Raw genomic sequence first — 20,459 nt, forward strand, 5'->3', positions numbered from 1 at the left:
GTGACGGATGCAAACAAATTCACAACCATCAAAATTCGAGAACATTGCCAGTTGGGTCGTCCCCATTGCCGCCATTGCGGCTGTGATTGCCTGGTTCATTATCGCCCCTGAAGGCGCGCTCGGTAAATTGGACGCCATCGGCTATGCCGTCTGTCACCGTATTGACGCACGTTCCTTCCAGATCGGTGACCGCCAACTCCCGCTCTGCGCACGCTGTACGGGTGAGTTCTACGCCGCAGGATTGGCGCTTCTATTCCAGCTCATCGTCAGCGGAAAAAACAGCAAGCTGCCCTCGCGCGGTGTCATGGCGGTCTTATTCGCATTCTTCGTCGCCTTCGGTGTGGATGGCTCCAACTCTTACCTGTATCTTCTTAAACAAACCTCAGGCGGGCTGGAAAATATCCCCAACTTATATATTCCCAACCAGACCTTACGCCTCTTCACTGGCAGCGGCATGGGCATTGCACTCGCCGCCATGCTTTATCCCGTCATCAACCAGACTCTCTGGCGCGAACTTGACGACCGCCCGGCTCTCGGCTGGAAGCAGCTTGGGATTTTGACCGTCGCTATTATCGTGATCAACCTGCTTGTCCTCACCGACAGCCCCATCGTGCTCTACCCCATTGCCTATCTCAGTGCTCTTGGCACACTTGGGCTATTGGTCATTGTGTTCGGGCTGCTGTGGATCATCATCATGAAACAGGATAATACCTTCGAGAGCCCACGCCAGTTATGGTTGGCTTTCGCCTCGGGTTTAACTCTGGCATTACTGCTCATCCTAAGCATTGACTTGTTCAGGCTGCAACTCACCGGCACATGGAACGGTTTTCCCGGTCTTACAGGGTAGCAACGAAGAGATAACAAGATCGTATAATAAGTAAATTAAATACTTCGGAAGTCTTGTGACAAAATCGAGAAAATACAAAGGCTTCCGAAGTTCGTTTGTAACGAAGGAGAATAAAAAATGGAACTCTTACTTGGAATCTTCACCGCCTTTGGGCTTTCTGCCAGCGCCGGGCTGAACGCTTACATTCCACTTCTGGTCGTTGGAGTGATCGCACACTACTTTCCCCAGACGCTCAACCTGGCAACACCTTTCGACCTGCTCGCCAACCCATGGATCCTTATCCTGCTGGGTGTACTCGTCATCATCGAAATGATTGCGGATAAAGTCCCAGCCGTCAATCACATTAACGATCTTATCCAAACCATAATCCGCCCTGTAGCCGGAGCCATTGCCTTTGCCGCCAGCGCCAACGTCATCACCGACGTAAACCCCGTGCTGGCGCTTGCCTGCGGTCTACTTGTGGCTGGCAGTGTCCATACTGTAAAAGCTGCGGCGGTCCGCCCTGCCATCACAGCCACCACAGGCGGTGTGGGAAATGTTCCCGTTTCCATTGCGGAAGATATCTTCGCAACAGTCGCCTCTGTCCTGGCGATCCTCCTGCCCTTGATTGCTGGAACGCTTGCTATCATCCTGATCGTACTCTTGATCTGGTGGTGGCTGGGCAGGGTACAAAAGTCCCAGTCAGCCTGACATCGTTTATAATGCACAAAATTACTTTCACGCTAATCTAATTAAGGAGAGAAATCATGTCTGAAATGCCCGTCACCCCGTCCGAAACTCCGGCACCTTCCAACAACAATCGCAACATCATCATCGGTGTTGTCGCCGCTGTTGTACTGTGCTGTTGCTGTGTTCTCGCTTCCGGCATCGGCTACTACGTCTGGAACAACTTCTAAGTTTCAAATCAAAAAAATCCCCTGTTTATGGCAGGGGATTTTTTTGATTAAAGAACGTTTGCAACTCGTATAAACCGGCATAGACCTTCTCCTTCAAGACTTCCCCCAACTTCAATTCTTCCATTTCATCTTCATCTAAAATGGTCTGCTTGCCATTGGCAGAAACCCAAAGATCAAGCGCCAAATCCACATACGAAACCGAGTCCACTTCAATGATGGCAGGCTTGGTGATATTGCAATACCAGCCTTTCAACTTGCCATCGTCACGGTCATAGATCTCGAAGATGTTGTACCATTTATCAAAATAAAAAGTTTCGACAAAACGGTCATTTCGTTTCAAGACGATTTCTTGAAAAGGCATGTCCTCGCGGTTGAAGAAGGCTTCGACTGTAATAGAATTATCATCTCGGCGCAGCACTTCACTGTCGTACTGCCAGGTGACTTCATCGGCTAGATTCTTTTTCAGGATTTTCATGACAGGCATTTTACCTGAACCTGCACGGTGATGACATCCCCGACCTTTGGCGCTTCTTTCATGTGGATGAGCCCGCCCTTCGATCAGGACCGCCTCTCGCTTTGACTTGGAACTGGTCCTGCTTAAAGAGAATGTCTTCCACTGTAAGTTGTATCTCCTCTCCCTTTCCCTCCCCAGTAGTAATGAGCAATTGAAGTTTCTCTCTAACTTGTTTTTTACAATCTAGAGAAAAAACACCAAATGCGGTTTTAACTTTATTCTCTGCCACCACCTCCCCATCAATGACATTCCCGATCCCCAGTAACTTCGCCACAAAAGCGGACTGTGGGTCTTTCCAAATTTCGCTCGGCACACCATCGCGGATAATGGTGCCTTCGTGCAAAACAAGGATGCGGTCTGCAATGGTGAAGGCTTCTTCCTGATCGTGGGTAACATAGATAGCGGGAATATTCGTCTTTCGCAAAATACCACGGATTTCGTTGAGCAGGTCTTCTTTTAGTGACCTGTCCAATGCACCGAGCGGCTCATCGAACATCAACAGGCGCGGACTTGGCGCAAGTGCGCGCGCAAGAGCCACGCGCTGTTGTTCACCGCCAGATAAGTCAGTAATACTTCGTGTTTCAAAACCAGCTAAGTTAATTTGTTCCAAAAGCAAAGTAACACGTTGTTTGATTTCTTCAGCAGAGGCATTACGCATCTTCAAACCGAAGGCGATGTTGTCAAAAACGTTCAGGTGAGGGAAAAGCCCATAGTCTTGGAAGACCAAGCCAAAGTCGCGGAGGTGAGGCGGTGTCTGGGCGAGGTCAAGGCCGTTTAGCAGAATCGCTCCACGTTCAGGAAAATCCAATCCAGCGATCATCCTCAAGATGGTGGATTTGCCGCTGCCCGATGCCCCAAGCAGACAAACGGTTTCGCCTTGTGAAACCGTGAAAGAGATGTCGGTGAGTAGCGGCTTGCCTTCGTAGGATTTGACGATGTTGCGAAGTTCGAGCATTAGAATTCTCCGGCGTTGTTGAAACGCAGTTTTTCGATGAGCAAAATGCTAAGCGTGGTCAGCAGCATGAGGACGGTTGCCATCGCCATGGCTTGACCGTAGTTGAGACCGCCGGGCTGCGAGAGGAAGCGCGAGATGGCGATGGGGATGGTGGGATATTCGGGGCGGGTGATGAGCAGGGTCGCGCCGAATTCGCCGAGCGAGACGGTGAAGGCGAAGGTGGCGGCGCTGAGTGTGGCGCGCGCGAGGATGGGAAAATCTACAGTTTGCCAAACGCGGAATGGTGATGCACCGAGAGTCGATGCGGCTTGGCGAAGTCTTTCGGGGATGGATGCAAGCGCAGGTTGTAATGTGCGAATCACGAAGGGTAAAGCGATGAGTGTGTGCGCAATGGGAATAAAGAAAGGCGAAGCAATGAGCCGCCCAAAGGAGAGGATGAAGCCGAGTCCCATCATCACAGCTGAGGCGCCGAGCGGAAGCATGAGGAAGGGGTCGAGAATTTTTTCGAGTCGAGTCGGTTTGGCGAGAGCGTAAGCGGCGGGATAGCCAAGCGCCAGCGAAAGGATGACGGTGATGCCAGCAAATCCCAATGAGTTAACAGCGGCTTGCACTGGCGGGACGTAGAACAACGAGCCGCGTCGGTTGATGAAGAGTTCTTCGTAGTAGTCAGTGGTGAATCCATATTGGACTTCGTCGCGTTGTCCACGGTCGGCTTCGAGGCGGGTGAGGGAGCGGATGGGGAGAGAGAGTAAGGGCAGTAGAAAGAAAGTGAACAGTGAACAGTAGACAGTAAGAACAAAGAGGCGTTCTTTGATGGTTTTAGGCGGACGTGCGATAGAAAAGCGCGGGGCAGTTTGGGTGCTCACTTGGTTTATTGCCCGCGAGTACAGAATAGAAAAGATGAGGGTGAAGATGAGTTGAATGACAGATAAGAGCGCGGCAAGATTTAGGTTGGGCAGTTGCAGGGCACGGATGTAGATATCCACTTCGAGGGTGGCGAATTGAGATCCGCCCAGCAGGAGGATGACGCCAAAGCTGGTGAAGTCGAACATGAAGACGAGCAAAGCAGCGGCGAGGAGCGAGGGGCGAAGGATTGGTAGGATGACATCTTTCCACACATGGAAAGTGTCCGCGCCGAGGGAACGGGCAGAGGCTTCGAGTTTGGGATCAAGCCGTGAGATGGCATTACCAACAATACGAATAACGATTGAGGTATTGTAAAAGGTGTGAGCGATGAGAATAAGGATGAAGGGGGAAGGGGGAGGCAGTGAGGCAGTGATCAGTGAACAGTTATCAGTGGGACAGAGGAAAGAAGACAGAAGAAAGAAAAAGCCGCGTTGACTGAATAACGAGTTGAAGGCGGCAGCGACGACGACGGTGGGCAGCATGAAAGGGACGGCGGTGAGGGCGCGAAGAAGTGATTTACCGCGAAAGTCAAATTTGGAGAAGAGGATAGCAGCGGGGAGTCCGAGGGTGAAGGTGAGGAGGGTGGAGAGGGCGGCTTGATAAAAAGTAAAGAGTAACGAGTCACGAGCGATGAAGAGATTGTTTAGGTTGGTAAAGGTTTCGAGGTTGAAGGTGAGGTCGAGGATTTTGAAGAGGGGGAAGAAGAAAGAAGAAAAAAGAAAAAGGAGAGTTGGAATCCAAAGAAAAATCCGCGAGTTGGCAGATAGGTATAAACGTGTTTTAGTGGAAAGTGCTGATGAAAGCTTCATTCAAAATATCAACCACAGATAAACACAGATAAATTGGATTTTTTGTTATCCGCGTTTATCTGTGCTCATCTGTGGTGAGTAAAGTTCTTATTTCATCACTTCTGTCCACGCCTCGATCCAAGCATCACGGTTCGAGGCGATTTCGTCGTAAGTGATGGAAGCAGGTTGGTCAGTGACCTGGGCATACTTTACGAAAACTTCGGGTAATTTCGCAGTCTGGTTCACGGGATAGACAAACATGTTGAGAGGCATATCTTCTTGAAATTCTTTGCCCAGCATGAAGTCCACGAATTTTTCGGCGAGGTCGCGGTTCTGTCCATTCTTGAGAATGCCAACAAATTCAACCTGACGGAAGCAGGTGCCAGGACCTAGGCTGGATGCTGTAGGTGCATCATCAAGGGGCGGAGAAGCAAAGATCATTTCTGCCGCAGGAGATGTCCCATATGAAATAACAATGGGTTGAGGTCCACGCCCCGAGGAACCGCTGAAGTTGGTGTAATAGGCAGTCTCCCAACTACCTACAATGACCACACCGTTCTCCTTCAATCTCTTCCAGTAATCAAGATAGCCGTCGCCATAATATGCACGGGTTGCGAGCAAAAACGCGAGCCCCGGCGAGGAAGTAGCAGGGTTTTCAACCACAAGCAATCCCTTATATTCAGGCATAATCAGATCGCCTAGCGTTTGCGGCACAGCTAAATTATTTTCTGAAAAATATTTTTTATCGTAGTTGATGCAGACATCGCCATAGTCCACGGGCAGGGCGCGGAAGGAAGAATCAAGCACGAACTCGGCAGGCACGTCGCTCAATGCGGGTGATTGATAGGCATCGAAGATGTCCGCTTCGAGGGCGCGGGAGAGGAAGGTATTGTCCACGCCAAACATCACGTCTGCGAGCGGGGCGTCTTTAGCGAGGATGGCTTTGTTGAGCATGGTGCCTGCGTCACCGCTTTGCAGGAAAACCACATCAACATTGTTGGTAGTTTCAAAAGCAGTGACAACATCTTCGGTGATGGCGAAGGAGTCGTGGGTCATGATGGTGAGGGTGGTGGGTCCGGCGGGGGCGCAGGCGGAGAGCAGTAAACAGTAAACAGTAAGAAGTAAAAGCTTTTTCATGGGAATTCCTTTTTAGTAACTAGTAATCAGTTACCAGTGATATGTGTGATGAGCAGTAATCCGCTCGTGATTGAAACCGTGGCTGTATCAGATGTCATTTCGTTGCTGATGCCGCGGGTTTTATCGGGATAGAGCGTTTCATGATGAAGATGCCAGCGCAGGTTTTCGGTGAATACGCCGGTGACTTCTCCCTGCCAAGGGATGAGTGAGACGATGTCTCCGCTTCTTCCTATGACTTGGGCATGGTCTCTACAAAAGAAAATTTCTTCGACGCCGTCAGTAATTCTCAAGTTATGAGTAACGAGTGACGAGTTACTGATGAGGGCAATATTAGCGAGAGTTTGGTCCATACGACCGCCGAGGGCGGCGAGGATAAGAATTTGATTTGGGTTAAGGGTTAGCGCATAATCGATAGCGAGTTCCAAGTCGGTCTCGTTTTTATCTGTGGGATGCTGAATAATCTCAACATCCAATTCTTTCATCTTTTTTCTTTCTTCTTTGGTTACCGAATCCAAATCTCCGATGACCACATTGGGAGTGAGTCCCAATGCGAGGGCGTGGCGCGTGCCACCGTCCGCGCAGAGGATGAAGTCATCGGGGCGGATGAGTTGGCGGGCTTTTTCGAGATTGGGCAGGTTGCCGTTGGCAAAGATGATGATTCTCATAAGGTGACGATAGACCATAGACAATGGACGATGGGAAGAACCATGGTCTGTGGTCCGTCGTCCATTGTCCGTTAAACAAAAACATCCTCGGCAGCGGAGGATGTTGGCAGGCAAAACAAGAGGTCCCTCCGCTGGTATTAACCAGATCAGGTCTGCGGGTCGAGCGCGTTCACACTCCTCTCAGCCTTTCGAAAAGGCTCCCCGTTCAGTTGTAACTTTCAGTATATGACCGCCAAGAGTGCGTGTCAAGTAAAAAAATACCGCGAGTTTGGGCTCACGGCATTTTTATCGTACTCGGCGTTTCCACTCTTCCTTCATTTGCAGCTCACTTGGGCTGACCCCTGAGTCCAGCGCTAGGAAGTCCACCAATAACCGGTTAAATTGAGGGACATTATCAAGCATGGGAAAATGCCCGGAGCCTTCCAGGTTGATCTGGTGCATGTGAATCGGTAAGTTATTGATTTCCTGTGTTGGCACGGTGGTAAATGCAAGATCATTTGCGCCATATACGAATAGACAGGGAACACCGAAATTGCGGACATGCGGAAAAATGCTTTCGGTTTGCAAACTGCTCATCGAAGCGCTGATAGCTGCTGGATCCACTTTGGAAGCGTCAGAAAGGGCGGTCATGGCTTCAGGCTGTTTTCCGGTCAACCATTCGGCAAGCTCGGTAACAGGGGCAGTCCGCATACGAGGGGCGATCAATTCATACTGAAGCGGTGCACCGATCACCATCATGCGATCAACGCTTTCATAGTGTTTCTTGAGGTATTCGAAAGCAACCAGTGCCCCAAGGTCATGCCCAACGAGCGCAACCTTGCCGATACCCATTTCATTCAAGAAGCGCTCCAATAGCAGTGCCTGTTTGGCAATCGTGTAATTATCAGGAGAACGCATCGTATCGCCAAAACCAAACAAGTCGATGGCATAGGCGCGGAACGATGTCGAGGCGGCTTGCATGGCGTTGATCCAATAACGCCACGAGCCGACCCAGCCGTGCAGAAAGATGATGGGACGCCCGCGTCCCAACGCCTCATAATGCACCATCGAACCGTCAAGAATGATCGCGCTCATTTATTTTCCAAATTTCGCAAGGATCGCTTTTACCCGTTCCACAAGCTGGTCGGGGGCGAACGGTTTGAGTAGATATTCTTCTGCACCTGCATCAAGCCCGGTTTGTATTTCAGCATCCTGCCCTTTGGCAGAAAGGAATACCACAGGAATATCCTTTAGAGATGGGATCTGCTTCATTGCGCGGCAGGCATCATAGCCAGTCATGCGCGGCATACGTACATCCATCATGACAAGGTCGGGGATAATCTCCTGTGCTTTAAGGTATGCTTCTTCACCATTCGAGGTAGTGGTCACTTCATGCCCGGCGAAACGCAGGGTGAATGCCACCAATTCGCGAATATCAGGTTCGTCTTCTGCGATCAAGATTCTTGCCATTTAGTCTCCGTTTTTATAGACGGGCAGGGTAAAGGAGAATGTGCTGCCCTCACCCGGCACGCCTGTACTTTTCATCCAAATACGTCCATTGTGCATCTCGACCAACTGACGAACAATGGGCAAGCCAAGCCCGGTCCCTGGCGTAGAAAGAACCAGCGGGTGCTCGCCACGATAGAAGCGTTCAAAAACGCGTGCCTGGTCTTCAGGTTTGATGCCAATGCCGCTATCCTGCACATCCACCTGTACTTCGCTCTTTTCAGGGCGGATGTTGACAAGGATCGCACCATTCTCGGGGGTGTAATTGAAAGCGTTATTGACCAGATTGCTAATGATCTGGCGCACTCGCGCACCATCACCTTGAATAGGCGGAAGGTCTTTTGGCGCATCCAACGAAAGGGCAATGGGTTTGCTTTCGTTGTGCGAACGGCGTAACACCTCTGACACCACTTCTTCGGCGATCTCATACAGGTTAACCGACCCCTGTTCCAGTTTTACGCGGCCTGATTCAATGCGGGAAATATCAAGCAGGTCACTCACGAGGATGTTCAACCGGTCAATGTTATTTCTGACCACTTCGAGGAAGTGCATCTGGTTCTCGTTCAGGGATCCGGCGGCACCCATTGTCAAGATATCGACATAGCCTTTAATGGCCGTCATGGGCGTTCGCAATTCGTGACTGACTGTCGCCACAAATTCAGATTTCAGGCGATCCACTTCCACCTCGCGCGTAATATCGCGGAAGATAGACACAGTGCCGAGGAAATCATTGATAAGGATCACTGGTGCAAGATGGATAAGGACAATGCGTCCATTCTCAAGTTCCAGTTGTTCGGCATACATTTCACCGATCTTGTATGTGGAAGGGTCTTCCGACCAACGCCGGATGGTCTTTGTCCATGCGGCAGAGGAACTGCCGAATAGCCCGGCGAAATTCTCCAAGGTTTTTCCCAACAGTTGAGCATCATCCACATTTAGAACGCGGGTGATGGAGGAGTTCACAAAGGAGATATGATTGTCTGCGCCAGTGACCAATACGCCATCGGCCACCGCTTCAAGGATGGCTTGTGAGCGACTGGCTTCTACCTGCTCTTTGCGCAGCATCAAGCCGAGACGCTCAGCCTGATCACGGATCAATTCATAGAGGCGGGCATTATTGATCGCTACCGCCACCTGACCAGCAATCGCAGTCACAAGGTTTAGCAGTTCCGGGCTGAAGAAATTCATGTCGCGGTGGAAAACCATAAGAACACCAATGGCATCCTCCCCTACAGACATGGGAACCGCAATCGCACTTCGATGATCTTGACCCGTGGCTGTACTTCGTACCCAGCGCGGATCTTCGAACAGATCGCCGATCAGTACCGATTCACGATGCTTCACAACCCAGCCTGCCAAACCTTCGCCGATCTTCAAGGTAAAGCCTTTGTTCGAAGACGTGGATCGGTCTGACAAATAGCCATACCCGGCACGGTAATGCAACAGATTGTCTTCAGCATGGACGAGAAGAATCGTGCCCTGTTCTGCACCACTGGCATCGTTAAGGAGAGACAACGTGCGGTTCAACGCTCGATCCAGGTCGAGGCTGGAAGAAACTTCGGTGAGAATGCGCAAGAGAGTATCTGTATTCTGCTTCTCACGCTGCAACTGCCCAGTGCGTTCCAAAACGCGCATTTCAAGTTCAGCTGCCAGGGTTTGGGTTTCGTTGAATAAACGTCCGTTCTGAATGGCAACGATCGCCTGATTTGCAAGTGTGCCTAAAAGTTGGGTGTCTTCATCCGTATAAACATCCGCCTGATAACTTTGCGCAGATAGCATGCCGAGCGCCCGTCCACCCAAGATCATGGGAACAGCAAGGATCGATTTAGTTTCTTCGTCATTTTCGCCTGCTTCCACAAAATCAGACCTGGACATGGAAGCTGCATTGGCAATTAACGAAGGTTTACCCGAGCTGATCACCTGGCTACTTAAACCCTTCCCAAAGGGAACGCGTTCCCCAAGCAGGCGTTTTCCACGATCAAAAAGATAAACAGGGTCAACTTCGTTTGTGGCTGCGTTCAAAAGAGTAATAACGAACGAATCGAGCGGCAATAACCGTTCCGCTGCGTGATGTACAGATACATATACTTCTTCAGGATTCAGGCTGGCGCTCACCAATGAGCTGGTCTCATTAAGGACTGCGAAGCGGTCTGCCATACGCACTGAAGATTGATACAAGCGTGCATTTTCCAATGCGATGCTTGCCTGATTGGTGATCGTACGTGACACTTCCAACTCATTAATCCCAAAACGTGCATCGCCGATCAATTGAACGAATACCAACGCGGTCAGGCTTTGCCCGCTGGTGAGAGGCAGAATCAGCAATGCCCTGGCATTCTCGCCCAACATTTCCAAAACGGATACGAGATCCGGCTCGTTGCGGACATCATCCGTGTTGAAGATACCGCGTGATTCACGCAAGCGGCTGAAGATGGGCGCATCCGGCAGGATGCGCGGCAGCTTAGCGCGAATGCGGGGCGATGTGTACTTCCAATAATTTTGTCCACGTTCAAAGGTCACAATGGAAACGCGGCTGGCACTCAAACCTTGCAGCAATTCTTCGGCGGTTGCAGCCAAGATCTGATCCGTATCCAACGAACGGGTCAGGACAGATGTGAAACGGTTTAAGGCGGTCAAACGCTGGGAACGCTGATCCAACTCGGTGGCACGCTTTACACTATCTTCAAACAGACGCGAGTTATCCAGCGATACGGCCGCCTGACTGGCGAACGTCAACCCGGCTTGCATTTGTTCACGGGTATAAAAATTCGACTGCCATTTTTCCACAGCCAGTACGCCAACCAATTCATTCTTATAAATAAGCGGAATACCGAGCCAGGAAAGGCGCGGCGCATCCACCGGCGGGAAGCGCGGGTCTTCGCGCACATCCTTGACAAAGATGGGCTGACCAGTTTGAGCCAATTCTTTGAAGAGTGCACTATCCGTTACGGAGATGGACAAGCCCTGCCGCTCCTCCACATCGGAAAAACCGCGGGTGGATACCACTGTCAGGCGGTCTTTATCGCGCAGCCATAAAGTGGCTGTATCGAAAGGCAGGATAGGTCCCAACTGATTGAGCAGGGAATTAATCAACTGGTCTGTGCTCAAGCTGGTGGTCAACGAAGCAGAAGCATCATTGAGCGCTTGTAATTGTCCTGCGCGTTCCTGCGACGTTTGCACAAGACGCATATTATCAAGCGAGAGTGCCACCTGCTGAGAAAGGGAGATCAACAAGGTCTCATCGTCAGGGCGGAAGGCAGCGACAGTATTGAAGTTATCAAGCACAAGTAGACCAAGGTTCTGGTCAGCAGCCACGATGGGTACGATCAAGCAGGATACCGGCAAACGCCCGCCGGTTGCCTGGCGATAAAGGGCAAGGTTTTCAGTGGTAAGGTTGTAATCACGCGGGAAGTTGATTTCATCCACCCGGCGCGCCTTGCGATTCATAAACGCCGTACCTGGCAGCGCTTCACCGATACGATAATTGATCTTCAACATGCTGTCATTATCGGCATACCCTGATACAGCACGGGGAACAAGATACTCAGATTTTGCGTTCCAAACCAACACTACACCCGCATGGGCATGCGGAATAACACGGCGAGCACTTTCGAGCAGAGAACCAACCACAGAGTCAGAATCCATGCCAGACAAACCACGGCTGAATTCGAGCAGCAGGTTCACTTCGTCCAACCTGCGGCGCGTCTGATTCAAGAGCGAGATGTTCTGCAAAATAACGGAGGTTTGCTGCGAGATCTGTGTATAGACATGCCGGTCTTCATCTGTGAAGGACGGTATTGGCTCAGGGCTGGTCGCCAGCATGGCAGCCACAGGCTTATTTTCCACCACAATGGGTAGACAGATAACCCCTTTCGCGCGCAGGGAGGTTAGCAGGGAGGCATCACGCCATTCATCATCTTCATCAAGATTCGGAATGAGGATGGGAACCCCGCTTTGCAAACAGGCACGCAGCGGATTACGTTGACCAAATAACGCTTCAACATTCGTAGCACGCGGCAGACTCCCCATTACATGTAAAAGACGCGAACCATCTGGTGTATTCTCTGCAACGAGTGCAACGGACATCCCAAGTTGAGTGAGCGTTTCACGCCCAAGTGCAGAAAGAGCCGAACCGGCATCCAATTGGCGGCTGACAGATTCAGTAATCGCCAAACCGGCACGTACACGCTGAGCACGCCGGTCTAGATTGTGAAGCGAAATGGTCTGCTCGAGATCTTTTCGAAGCAGGATCGGCAGATCATCCTTTGCCATATTGATGAGTTTCTGCTGGCGTTCAAACGCTGAAGATAATTGATCAATGCGGGAGCGCAGGTCGGATTGCCGCATGGTATTACTCAACAACAACGCAGCCTGAGCTGAGAATACTTCCACCGTTTCGATCGCCGCTTTATCCGGGCGGAATCCATCAGAGGGATCATCCAGGCTGATAAGCCCGATCACCTGTCCCTCTGAATTTTCGAGGGGGATCAGGAGGAAATCATCAGGGTGCCAGGCATTAACATTTTTAGCAGCGGAAGCCGAAACATCCAATGTAACATGATGCACATCGGGCGGAATGACGGGAGTCTGGTCAGCGGGAATGAAATATGAGTTGCTGGTCTTGAACTCAGGGCGCATGAGCTGCTGCAAGCTGCTAAGAGGTTGTTTGCGTGCAGAAAGTTCATTCCATGTTTCCGGCGAAAGTCCCACAGCAGTAACGCGTCGTAATTGATTCGTTTCTGCTTCAACGATGCTGACCAACACCACCCGGAATGGAGTTGTATCGCGAATGCCGCGGGCGATCATTTGCAATGCCTGATCAAGGGGCTGGTCGTGACCCAGGTTGTAATTGACATCCGTCAGGCGCACGAGTGTTTCCGCACGACGGCGCATCAATTCGCTATGTTGCTTTTCGATCTGGTAACGATAGGCATTATTTATGGCAATGCCAGCCTGCGCCGCAAGCATTTGTAAAAGTTCCACCCGCTCCGCTGTAAAAAAGCCGGGGCGGTTCGAATGAACGGTCATTAACCCCAGTATGCGGGTTTGGAACATGATCGGCAAAATAACCCCGGAGACAGCGCTTTCATGTGGAGAAAGGATGGCATCATGCGAATAATTTGATATAACCAACAACTCGCCGCTCTTTATCACCGATCGCTCTGTGGATGTAAGCATATCTGGCCGCTCACATCCAGTAAACAGCTGAATGTTCGGCTCGAAGGGCGCTCCATTTTGCTCCAACAGGATGATCGAAGAACAATCTGCCTGCGCAATACGAATTGCCTCATCACGCAGGATATGTAATAAGTGTTTCGGGTCTAGTGAAGAAACCAATTCCCGGTTGACACGGGTAATGGCAGTAAGCTGTTCCACGCGCTGGCGCAGGGTATCATCAGTTTGGGCAAGCAGCCCAGCTGATTCAACCGCAGCCGCAAGCTGACCCGCAGCAGTGGAAACCGCCTGCAAGTCAGACGAATTGAAGTAATCAGCTTTTTTACTTCCGAGCATCAACTCACCCACACTGTGGTCACGCACAACCAACGGAACCACAATGGCTGACTCCATCGCGAGAGCAGTTGCCAAAGGACGATAAGCCTGTAAAATACGTCGGTCCGTACTCATGCGACCTGTCAGGAAGGGGCGTTTGCTCCCTGAAACTGTATAACGGTATTCCGGATCATCCAGGAATATTTGAATGAAGGAAGCTCCGATCTCTTGTGGAACTCCATACATCGAAGGTGGTTAAGGAACAGCAAACCGCGCGTTTCATCCAGCAGGAAGACCGCACCGGTATCCGCGCCAAAGAGACGTGCCAGCTCCTGCACCGAATACTTTAGGATCTCATCCAACGTGGCAGAAGAAGCTGCAAGGCTGGCAATGCGTCTAAGAGCATCTGCGCGCTGTGCGCGGGAACGTGTCTGCTGGACAAGGAGAATATTGGCAATGATGGAAGCTGCCTGATTCGCAACAATGCTGATCAAACGAACTTCTTCAGCACTGAATGCCACCACACCTCGAGAATGATGACCCACTTGCAGAAAGCCGAGCATGCGTCCCGAAGAAAGAAGCGGCATCAAAACCACATCACGCAAACTGGCTGCGGTTGCTACATCTGCCAGTCCGAGAGCCCGCCAGGATTCATCTTCCATTGCATTGGTGGTAATGATCGGTTTTTGAGCAACGATCAACGCATCGGCAGCGCTATCTGCTGGAATATTGGCACGATAAATCTCAACAAAATGAGCAGGTAAACCGCGGAACGGAACCTTGCCTTCAAGGGTCCGCTTAATTTCATCATAAAGGAGAAAGCCGATGATCTCGGCTTCGAACACTGGAGCGATACTTTCGACCAGACGTGTGATCACATCCTGTTGATCGCGCACAGAGCCAAGAACCTGATTTAAGTTCGCAAGCCCCGTCAATTCGGCGCGACGCTTTTGTTCTTCTTCGAACAGCCGCGCGTTACGAATAGCTACCGCCGCCTGCCCGGAGAGCAGGTGCAGGATATTTAGATCATGCTGCCCGAATGCCCCACTGCTTAACTGTCCGATCTCCAGCGTGCCGACCAGTTCACCGCCTGACATCAAAGGAATGCCCATATAAGAATGGATCGGATTCAACTCACCACTGACGGCATAGCGCTGGATCGAGTCGACATCATTAAAAATAACCGGTTCGCGCTTCATCGCCAGCTGTTCGGTGAGACCACCGAACCTTGAGAGGGCGGCAGTAACCACGCGAGTGGCGCCCGGGGGTTGGTGACGGAAGGGGATGAGTGTGTTACGTTCCTCGCTCCACAATTTCAACTCCAGCACATCCGAAGGAACGAGGCGCCCGACATGGTCGAGAATGGAACCAACGGTAGTTGCCAGGTCGAGGCTCTCGGCAATACCCTGGCTGAACTCGGTTGCAACCCGTAGGATCTCGTTCGAGCCTTCATCGCTGTTTCCTGTTGTCGATGAAGCTTCCTTTCCACGCACAGAAATAAGCATGCGCGGATACACACCGGGCACTTCATACGAGGCGAGTTCTGCAGGGCGTCCGCCAATGGAAACACGCTTTGCGCCGGGCGTCACGCACAGGTCAATGAAATCATCCGAGGGACGCACATGCCGGGCAAGGCGTTCAAGGTCGAACGATTCGTCATCCCGCAGGTTGAAATATACACGTGCCGCCGAACTGATATATTCCACACGCCCGCCTGGCTGTAGAACAATAACCGCTTCTTTTGTATTCGATTTTGAATTTATATTTAATGGGGCAGCTGAAAAACCTGGGTCAATGTGACGGGCAGATTGACTTCGCGACAGGATGCGTAACATCAACAGAGCCAGTGTAACGATCACCAGCCCGGCGATGAACACACCGACACCTAACCCAATTGACATTGGAAAAAAGCTCGCTTAACTAGGCACTGGTAGCAGTCGCCGCATCTTGCCTTCGGGCTTCAGCCGCCAACTCTGTGATTTCCCGGATATCCGCAAAAGAATGCAATTCCGGTGAGACAAGCCCCGCTGAAAATGTCATGAACCCGATCTTTTCAACTCCGCCTTCAGCCTTGGGAGCTTGAATGAATCCCTGTTGGCGATCGATAAAGTTGTAATGGCTCTGCACTTCCTCTGCAAAACGATCCTTAATTTTCTGGCGTATCAACGGCGCTGCCTCATTGGTCGTGATGATGATAAAGTTATCGCCACCAGCATGACCAATAAAATCATTTGGGGTCCCTAATTCATCAACCACTTCACCGATCAGCATGGCAGCAAAACGCATAACATCGTCACCTGCCACAAAACCATACACATCCTTAAAGGCTTCGAAATTATTAACCCGCAGATCTAGGAGCGCCCACGATTTCTCACGGATGATGCGACGCAATTGTTCTTCGATCAAGCGCCCTGCTGGGAGTCCTGAACGCGGGTCTGTCAGGCTTTCACGTTCTGCGCGCCGAATGGCACCCTGCACACGTAGTTTTAACTCTTCGATATCAAATGGTTTGGTAATGTAATCGTCCGCGCCAAGTTCCAAACCCTGCAATTTATCACTGCGCTCGTCCTTCTGCGTCAGAAAGATGACTGGAATATGACTGGTGCGTGTATTGGTGCGCAAGGTACGGCAGACTTCGTACCCGTCGATATCCGGCAGCATGATATCCAGCACGATCAGGTGCGGCAAGACCTGCCGGGTTTTCTCCAGCGCGTCACGTCCACGGTTGGCAACATCAACATCATATTGCAATCCCGTGAAATAGATCTTTAGCATGTTGGCAATGTCGACATCGTCTTCCACTACCAAAAGGCGAGCAGTTCCCATTTAAGCCTCCTGCCGCTTGTCAAAAATTTTTCAATTCGTAGGTTGAAAATTCGCTCAAGCAACACTGTTCTTTGCGTTGTTTATTTCGGTACTTTATAAGCACGTCCACGACGGGCATTACGGCGGACGGCTTCGATCTGTTCCTCGGTCACTTCTCGTTCAAAAGAGCGGAAGCCGCTCATTCGAAACCCATGTTTCTCAGCGATCGAAGTGATTTCCTGCACACGGCTGAGCGTAAATTCCTTACCTACCGTGTAATCTTCAAATTTTCCTTCCAACGCCAAGGCGATCGTCTCTGCCATACAGGCGTAGGCTTTACCTTCCGGAAAACCAAAATTGAAGTGGAAATTGACGGGACCGGGCACATCCACCATGCCGCCGTCAATCACTAATATATCATCTCTCACCGCCGCGACCATTGCAGAAACATCGCGAGGACGAGCCACGTCACAAACCACACTACCGGGCTTTAAATGCTCCGGATGGATGACATCATGGATCGCGCTCGTCACCGTCAGGATCAGCTGCGCCTCATTCAATACATCCATCTTCGTGCTGATGACAAGCTCGCTTCGCGCCTGGGGCTTGAGCCTGTCGCGCAGAGCTTCAAGTTTTTTCTCGTCCCGGGCAATGAGCAAGGTCCGGGCGGCCTCTCCAGCCAAAATTTCAGCACAGACGCGCCCAATGGAACCGGTGGCTCCGACAACGGCAACCGTCGCCTCTGTCATCTTGATATCCATGACCTTCGCCGCCTCACGGACAGCCTGCACCGCCATCATCACTGTGTACGAATCACCGGTAGTGACGGGAATTTCGAGGTTTTTAGCAATGGTCACACCGGCATCCCCCACCACCGAGGTAAACGCACCCAACCCGAGAATATTGGCGCCAAGCTTCTCCGCCGCGTGACCTGTCTGGATAATTTTACGATAGACCGTGCGCTCCGGCAACTGCATCATGCGCCTGGGAGTATACGGACATGCAAGGAACCAGCCCTTTATCTGCTTGCCCGTAGCCTGAGAGGTGATCCCCTCAATCTCTGAAATGTAGACTGGAGGGAAAAAAGTGGAAAAAAAGTCGATTTGGCGCTCACTGAGCACTTTCCCTAAGAACGGGTATTTTCGGCTGACATCGCGCTTGGGATCGATGGGGTGAATGATGAACGCGAAACTATCCATTACCAGGACTCTGCCTTCGATTTCTTGTGATATGGGGTTTGGTGCAGGTGTGCAAGCTTTTGTTTGTGGTGGTCGCTCTGGTCAAAGGTAATATCGCGGTCGATCACACGGCGTTCTACCGAAGCCGCCAACACCACATCTGACTCAATTGTGCGTGCCGGGTAAATAACCATACCAGAACCGATGCGGCAATTATGTCCCACCGCCCCGCCCAATACCGGGCGATTGGAAACACTCAAATCGCCGTTCCCATCCCGTGCGCGGATCGGAGCAGGGATCAAGTTGTAATCGGTAAAAGTAGAACCAGCACCAATAAAGGTGTTCCGCCCCACCACACACATTTGCAGACAGGTATTTTGCGCCACCATGGTATTTTCCATAATGGTCGTCATGAACAGAGCGGTGCGAAAGGGCAAAAAGGCACCATCCCCCACTACTGAAAGCATCAACTGCACATCCTGAGAAACGTTGACATTATTACCAATAACACAGTTCTCAATGACTGCCCCCGCATTGATGGTCACATTATCGCCAATGATCGTTGGTCCATGGATCACGGCGCTTGGGTCGATAACACAACCTTTACCCACTTTCACCAACTCAGAACATTCCAACACCTGACGTCCCTCAAAAATAGCTTTGCCAAGGATCTTCAACTTAAAATTAAGGTCTTCATTGAGGCGCTTTTCAAACCGTGCCCCGCGTGCAAATTGCCCGAAAACCATATCGGCAATAAAGATATGTACCCAGGAGTCAATCGCGATCAAGGAGCGCAACGGCACTTGGAAGACAAGGTCGCCACTCTGGTCACCCATATAGGTGGGAACGTGATAATAACCGATCTCGCGCGCTTGCATATCGATCACAAGCGGCTCAGCGCCCGCCACCGGTCCGTTGGGGTAATACCACAGGTCGGCGAGATATAAACTCCCTGCAGGCGTATAAGATATTGAAAGCGGCAAGGCGTGCTCGCGGAAAGCCGGGTCATCTGCCCGGAACGCCGCCCGCACGGGTCGGTTTAACTTCAAAGCCTGTTTCATGAACTCTGTGATAAATGGTTCATCAAAAAATAGGTTATCACGGTAGACAATGGCTTGTTCGCGTACCGGCTGAAGACGCTCCCCCTGCTTTAGTTCCATTTCACGAGTCACATATGGGGCAAGCAGGTTGCGCTGATGAAGCCAAAGCGGAGAATTTTGGATCCGAAGTTCACGCGCAGGTTCGCAAAACGGCATGATCTGATTCGGCGCATGAAGGATGATCTTTAACATAGTTGGAATTATAAATCAAAGCGTGCCTTAAGGCATGCCATAAAAAGGGCATTATGATTGCGATTTTACTAGGTTAAAGGGGTTTTCTGGATCGTGATCGTACAGCAGGCATCGCCGCGTGCATGACAGGCGGTTTCTTCCACGCTGAATACCTTCCCCCCACTTAACCAGTACAGCGCCTCTTGCAAAAGCCCAACCGCCAAGTGACAGACCGGCTCTTCCGCCGTCCTTTCCCAGCAAAGCGGGCAACGGTCGATATGCCAAAAGATCTGGGTGTTTGTTTCTTCTACACGCACCTGCTGGTCGGTTTGCTTGTTGAACAGGTCGGCAAATGAACGCGCACCCGTATGCAACTTGGTCGGGAGCGGCAACAGACGGAATGCCATCTCAGTCAACCCAAGGATGGAACCGTACTCCTTGATCCCATATTTGAAGCTGGAACGTCCAGTTCGCAACGCCAGCCCTCGCCCCCCGCGCGGACCGTAGACCCGCTCCAACGCCAGATGAAGCTGACTCACCGTTTCAAAAGAAAACGTCCGCTCGTTGACTGCGGACGAATGAGAGACTACCAGATCATCCATTGAAGCGATGTTCAGGACGGCATCCAAGCCGCCCTTACCAATCACTTCCTCCATACCGAGAAGGATGATCCTTCCCATTTTATTGGGGTAATGATAAATTGTTTCACTCATGAGGCAGGAATATCTTCGTCGAGGAAATTCTTTAGTTTCTGGTTAAAACTGATCGGCTCATCCAACATGATAAAGTGACCCGCCTTATTGAAACGTTCCACGCGGACATTGGCAACGCCATCCAGCAGGGGCTTCCACTGGTTGGGGTTAACCACAATATCCGTATCACCGTACATGCCCATCACCGGACACTGGATCGTGTGCAGGCTTGGGCGTAGGTCTGTGCGGCGCAGAGAACCAATGCTGGAAAAGAACGCCTCAAGGGAGGTTCGTGAAACATCGCGGTCCATCATCTGCGCCCAATTCTTGTCCTTCGAATAAAAAGGGGAAAGGATGCGGTAAAAACCTTTGTAGATCCACAGGTTATGATAAGTCAACCAACCGAAAGCGCGATACCCAAACACCCGCGGAAAGAAATAAAGCGAAGACCCGGAAATGGGCGAACCGATCACGACCACTTTTTGCACCCGATCGGGATGTTGAATGGCGGTCATCAAACTAACCGTACCGCCCATGCTATGCCCCACCAACGGAGCGCGTACAATACCCAGTTGATCCATGAACTGATAGACAAGACCAACAAAATCTTTTACTGCATATGTAGAACGTTTGGTACCCGATTCCCCAAATCCCCAAAAATCAAGAGCGTAGGTGCGATAAAACGCTCCCAAATATGCCATGGTCTCCTGCCAAAGCCCCCAGGAACCTTGATAACCATGCAAAAGGATGACAGGCTTCCCCCTGCCAAAAACCTCGTAATGAACGATACCTTGATCAGTTGTAATTGAAGACACGGCAAGAAATCACCC

General features: G+C 51.0%; 17 protein-coding genes and 1 riboswitch. Of the genes, 3 read left to right on the plus strand and 14 right to left on the minus strand.

Annotated features, from left to right (window positions below):
• Positions 1–7 precede the first annotated feature (7 nt).
• The 3 genes from IPG80_RS20430 (at position 8) to IPG80_RS20440 (ending at position 1,743) form a co-directional block, all read left to right on the plus strand.
• Positions 8–847, plus strand: a complete 840-nt coding sequence (locus IPG80_RS20430) for a DUF2085 domain-containing protein (RefSeq protein WP_345111141.1) — start codon at positions 8–10, stop codon at positions 845–847.
• 117 nt (positions 848–964) lie between these two features.
• Entirely contained in the window at positions 965–1,537 is a 573-nt protein-coding gene (locus IPG80_RS20435; RefSeq protein ID WP_345111144.1) for a DUF4126 domain-containing protein, read from the plus strand.
• A 56-nt stretch (positions 1,538–1,593) separates the two neighbouring features.
• Positions 1,594–1,743 (plus strand): hypothetical protein, encoded by a 150-nt coding sequence (locus IPG80_RS20440; protein ID WP_345111147.1) that lies wholly within the window; start codon positions 1,594–1,596, stop codon positions 1,741–1,743.
• 25 nt (positions 1,744–1,768) lie between these two features.
• Here the strand turns inward: IPG80_RS20440 and IPG80_RS20445 are convergent, their stop codons facing one another.
• From IPG80_RS20445 to IPG80_RS20510, 14 genes are all read right to left on the minus strand, one after another.
• Positions 1,769–2,218, minus strand: a complete 450-nt coding sequence (locus IPG80_RS20445; protein ID WP_345111150.1) for a DUF402 domain-containing protein — start codon at positions 2,216–2,218, stop codon at positions 1,769–1,771.
• 58 nt (positions 2,219–2,276) lie between these two features.
• Complete coding sequence (locus IPG80_RS20450; protein WP_345111152.1) at positions 2,277–3,212, minus strand: ABC transporter ATP-binding protein; 936 nt, start codon at positions 3,210–3,212, stop codon at positions 2,277–2,279.
• Positions 3,212–4,927, minus strand: a complete 1,716-nt coding sequence (locus IPG80_RS20455; RefSeq protein WP_345111155.1) for an iron ABC transporter permease — start codon at positions 4,925–4,927, stop codon at positions 3,212–3,214. The genes IPG80_RS20450 and IPG80_RS20455 overlap by 1 nt, the downstream gene beginning before the upstream one ends.
• Before the next feature lie 87 nt (positions 4,928–5,014).
• Positions 5,015–6,043 (minus strand): thiamine ABC transporter substrate-binding protein, encoded by a 1,029-nt coding sequence (locus tag IPG80_RS20460; protein ID WP_345111157.1) that lies wholly within the window; start codon positions 6,041–6,043, stop codon positions 5,015–5,017.
• Between the two features lie 26 nt (positions 6,044–6,069).
• Complete coding sequence (locus tag IPG80_RS20465) at positions 6,070–6,708, minus strand: thiamine diphosphokinase (RefSeq protein ID WP_345111160.1); 639 nt, start codon at positions 6,706–6,708, stop codon at positions 6,070–6,072.
• 104 nt (positions 6,709–6,812) lie between these two features.
• Positions 6,813–6,922, minus strand: a riboswitch (TPP riboswitch).
• A gap of 71 nt (positions 6,923–6,993) precedes the next feature.
• A complete protein-coding gene (locus tag IPG80_RS20470; protein ID WP_345111163.1) occupies positions 6,994–7,782 on the minus strand; it encodes an alpha/beta hydrolase in 789 nt (262 codons plus the stop codon).
• On the minus strand, positions 7,783–8,157 hold the full coding sequence (locus tag IPG80_RS20475) for a response regulator transcription factor (protein ID WP_345111166.1): 375 nt from the start codon (positions 8,155–8,157) through the stop codon (positions 7,783–7,785).
• Positions 8,158–13,929 (minus strand): GAF domain-containing protein, encoded by a 5,772-nt coding sequence (locus tag IPG80_RS20480; protein ID WP_345111169.1) that lies wholly within the window; start codon positions 13,927–13,929, stop codon positions 8,158–8,160.
• Complete coding sequence (locus IPG80_RS20485) at positions 13,827–15,584, minus strand: GAF domain-containing protein (RefSeq protein WP_345111172.1); 1,758 nt, start codon at positions 15,582–15,584, stop codon at positions 13,827–13,829. Before IPG80_RS20485 ends, IPG80_RS20480 begins: the two co-directional genes overlap by 103 nt.
• A gap of 19 nt (positions 15,585–15,603) precedes the next feature.
• Positions 15,604–16,509 carry a response regulator gene (locus IPG80_RS20490; protein ID WP_345111175.1) on the minus strand — a complete coding sequence of 302 codons (906 nt, stop codon included), beginning with the start codon at positions 16,507–16,509 and terminating at the stop codon, positions 15,604–15,606.
• Positions 16,510–16,589: 80 nt separating this feature from the next.
• Positions 16,590–17,687: an SDR family NAD(P)-dependent oxidoreductase gene (locus tag IPG80_RS20495; RefSeq protein ID WP_345111178.1), complete on the minus strand. Its 1,098-nt coding sequence runs from the start codon at positions 17,685–17,687 to the stop codon at positions 16,590–16,592.
• The gene (locus IPG80_RS20500; protein ID WP_345111181.1) at positions 17,687–18,958 is read right to left on the minus strand and encodes a multidrug transporter; all 1,272 of its coding nucleotides are present in this window, start codon (positions 18,956–18,958) and stop codon (positions 17,687–17,689) included. Before IPG80_RS20500 ends, IPG80_RS20495 begins: the two co-directional genes overlap by 1 nt.
• Before the next feature lie 68 nt (positions 18,959–19,026).
• Positions 19,027–19,650 (minus strand): 4-vinyl reductase, encoded by a 624-nt coding sequence (locus tag IPG80_RS20505; protein WP_345111184.1) that lies wholly within the window; start codon positions 19,648–19,650, stop codon positions 19,027–19,029.
• Positions 19,647–20,444 (minus strand): alpha/beta hydrolase, encoded by a 798-nt coding sequence (locus IPG80_RS20510; RefSeq protein ID WP_345111186.1) that lies wholly within the window; start codon positions 20,442–20,444, stop codon positions 19,647–19,649. Before IPG80_RS20510 ends, IPG80_RS20505 begins: the two co-directional genes overlap by 4 nt.
• Positions 20,445–20,459 lie beyond the last annotated feature (15 nt).

The organism is Candidatus Villigracilis vicinus (genome assembly GCF_016702885.1).
Taxonomy (GTDB): domain Bacteria; phylum Chloroflexota; class Anaerolineae; order Anaerolineales; family Villigracilaceae; genus Villigracilis; species Villigracilis vicinus.

What these genes read in the sequence shown, in the direction of transcription:
- IPG80_RS20430 (WP_345111141.1), top strand. Translation starts at nt 8, where the DNA reads ATGCAAACAAATTCACAACCATCAAAATTCGAGAACATTGCCAGTTGG.
- IPG80_RS20495 (WP_345111178.1), bottom strand. Translation starts at nt 17,687, where the DNA reads ATGGATAGTTTCGCGTTCATCATTCACCCCATCGATCCCAAGCGCGAT.
- IPG80_RS20435 (WP_345111144.1), top strand. Translation starts at nt 965, where the DNA reads ATGGAACTCTTACTTGGAATCTTCACCGCCTTTGGGCTTTCTGCCAGC.
- IPG80_RS20475 (WP_345111166.1), bottom strand. Translation starts at nt 8,157, where the DNA reads ATGGCAAGAATCTTGATCGCAGAAGACGAACCTGATATTCGCGAATTG.
- IPG80_RS20500 (WP_345111181.1), bottom strand. Translation starts at nt 18,958, where the DNA reads ATGTTAAAGATCATCCTTCATGCGCCGAATCAGATCATGCCGTTTTGC.
- IPG80_RS20440 (WP_345111147.1), top strand. Translation starts at nt 1,594, where the DNA reads ATGTCTGAAATGCCCGTCACCCCGTCCGAAACTCCGGCACCTTCCAAC.
- IPG80_RS20465 (WP_345111160.1), bottom strand. Translation starts at nt 6,708, where the DNA reads ATGAGAATCATCATCTTTGCCAACGGCAACCTGCCCAATCTCGAAAAA.
- IPG80_RS20490 (WP_345111175.1), bottom strand. Translation starts at nt 16,509, where the DNA reads ATGGGAACTGCTCGCCTTTTGGTAGTGGAAGACGATGTCGACATTGCC.
- IPG80_RS20450 (WP_345111152.1), bottom strand. Translation starts at nt 3,212, where the DNA reads ATGCTCGAACTTCGCAACATCGTCAAATCCTACGAAGGCAAGCCGCTA.
- IPG80_RS20480 (WP_345111169.1), bottom strand. Translation starts at nt 13,929, where the DNA reads ATGTATGGAGTTCCACAAGAGATCGGAGCTTCCTTCATTCAAATATTC.
- IPG80_RS20485 (WP_345111172.1), bottom strand. Translation starts at nt 15,584, where the DNA reads ATGTCAATTGGGTTAGGTGTCGGTGTGTTCATCGCCGGGCTGGTGATC.
- IPG80_RS20470 (WP_345111163.1), bottom strand. Translation starts at nt 7,782, where the DNA reads ATGAGCGCGATCATTCTTGACGGTTCGATGGTGCATTATGAGGCGTTG.
- IPG80_RS20445 (WP_345111150.1), bottom strand. Translation starts at nt 2,218, where the DNA reads ATGAAAATCCTGAAAAAGAATCTAGCCGATGAAGTCACCTGGCAGTAC.
- IPG80_RS20505 (WP_345111184.1), bottom strand. Translation starts at nt 19,650, where the DNA reads ATGAGTGAAACAATTTATCATTACCCCAATAAAATGGGAAGGATCATC.
- IPG80_RS20455 (WP_345111155.1), bottom strand. Translation starts at nt 4,927, where the DNA reads ATGAAGCTTTCATCAGCACTTTCCACTAAAACACGTTTATACCTATCT.
- IPG80_RS20460 (WP_345111157.1), bottom strand. Translation starts at nt 6,043, where the DNA reads ATGAAAAAGCTTTTACTTCTTACTGTTTACTGTTTACTGCTCTCCGCC.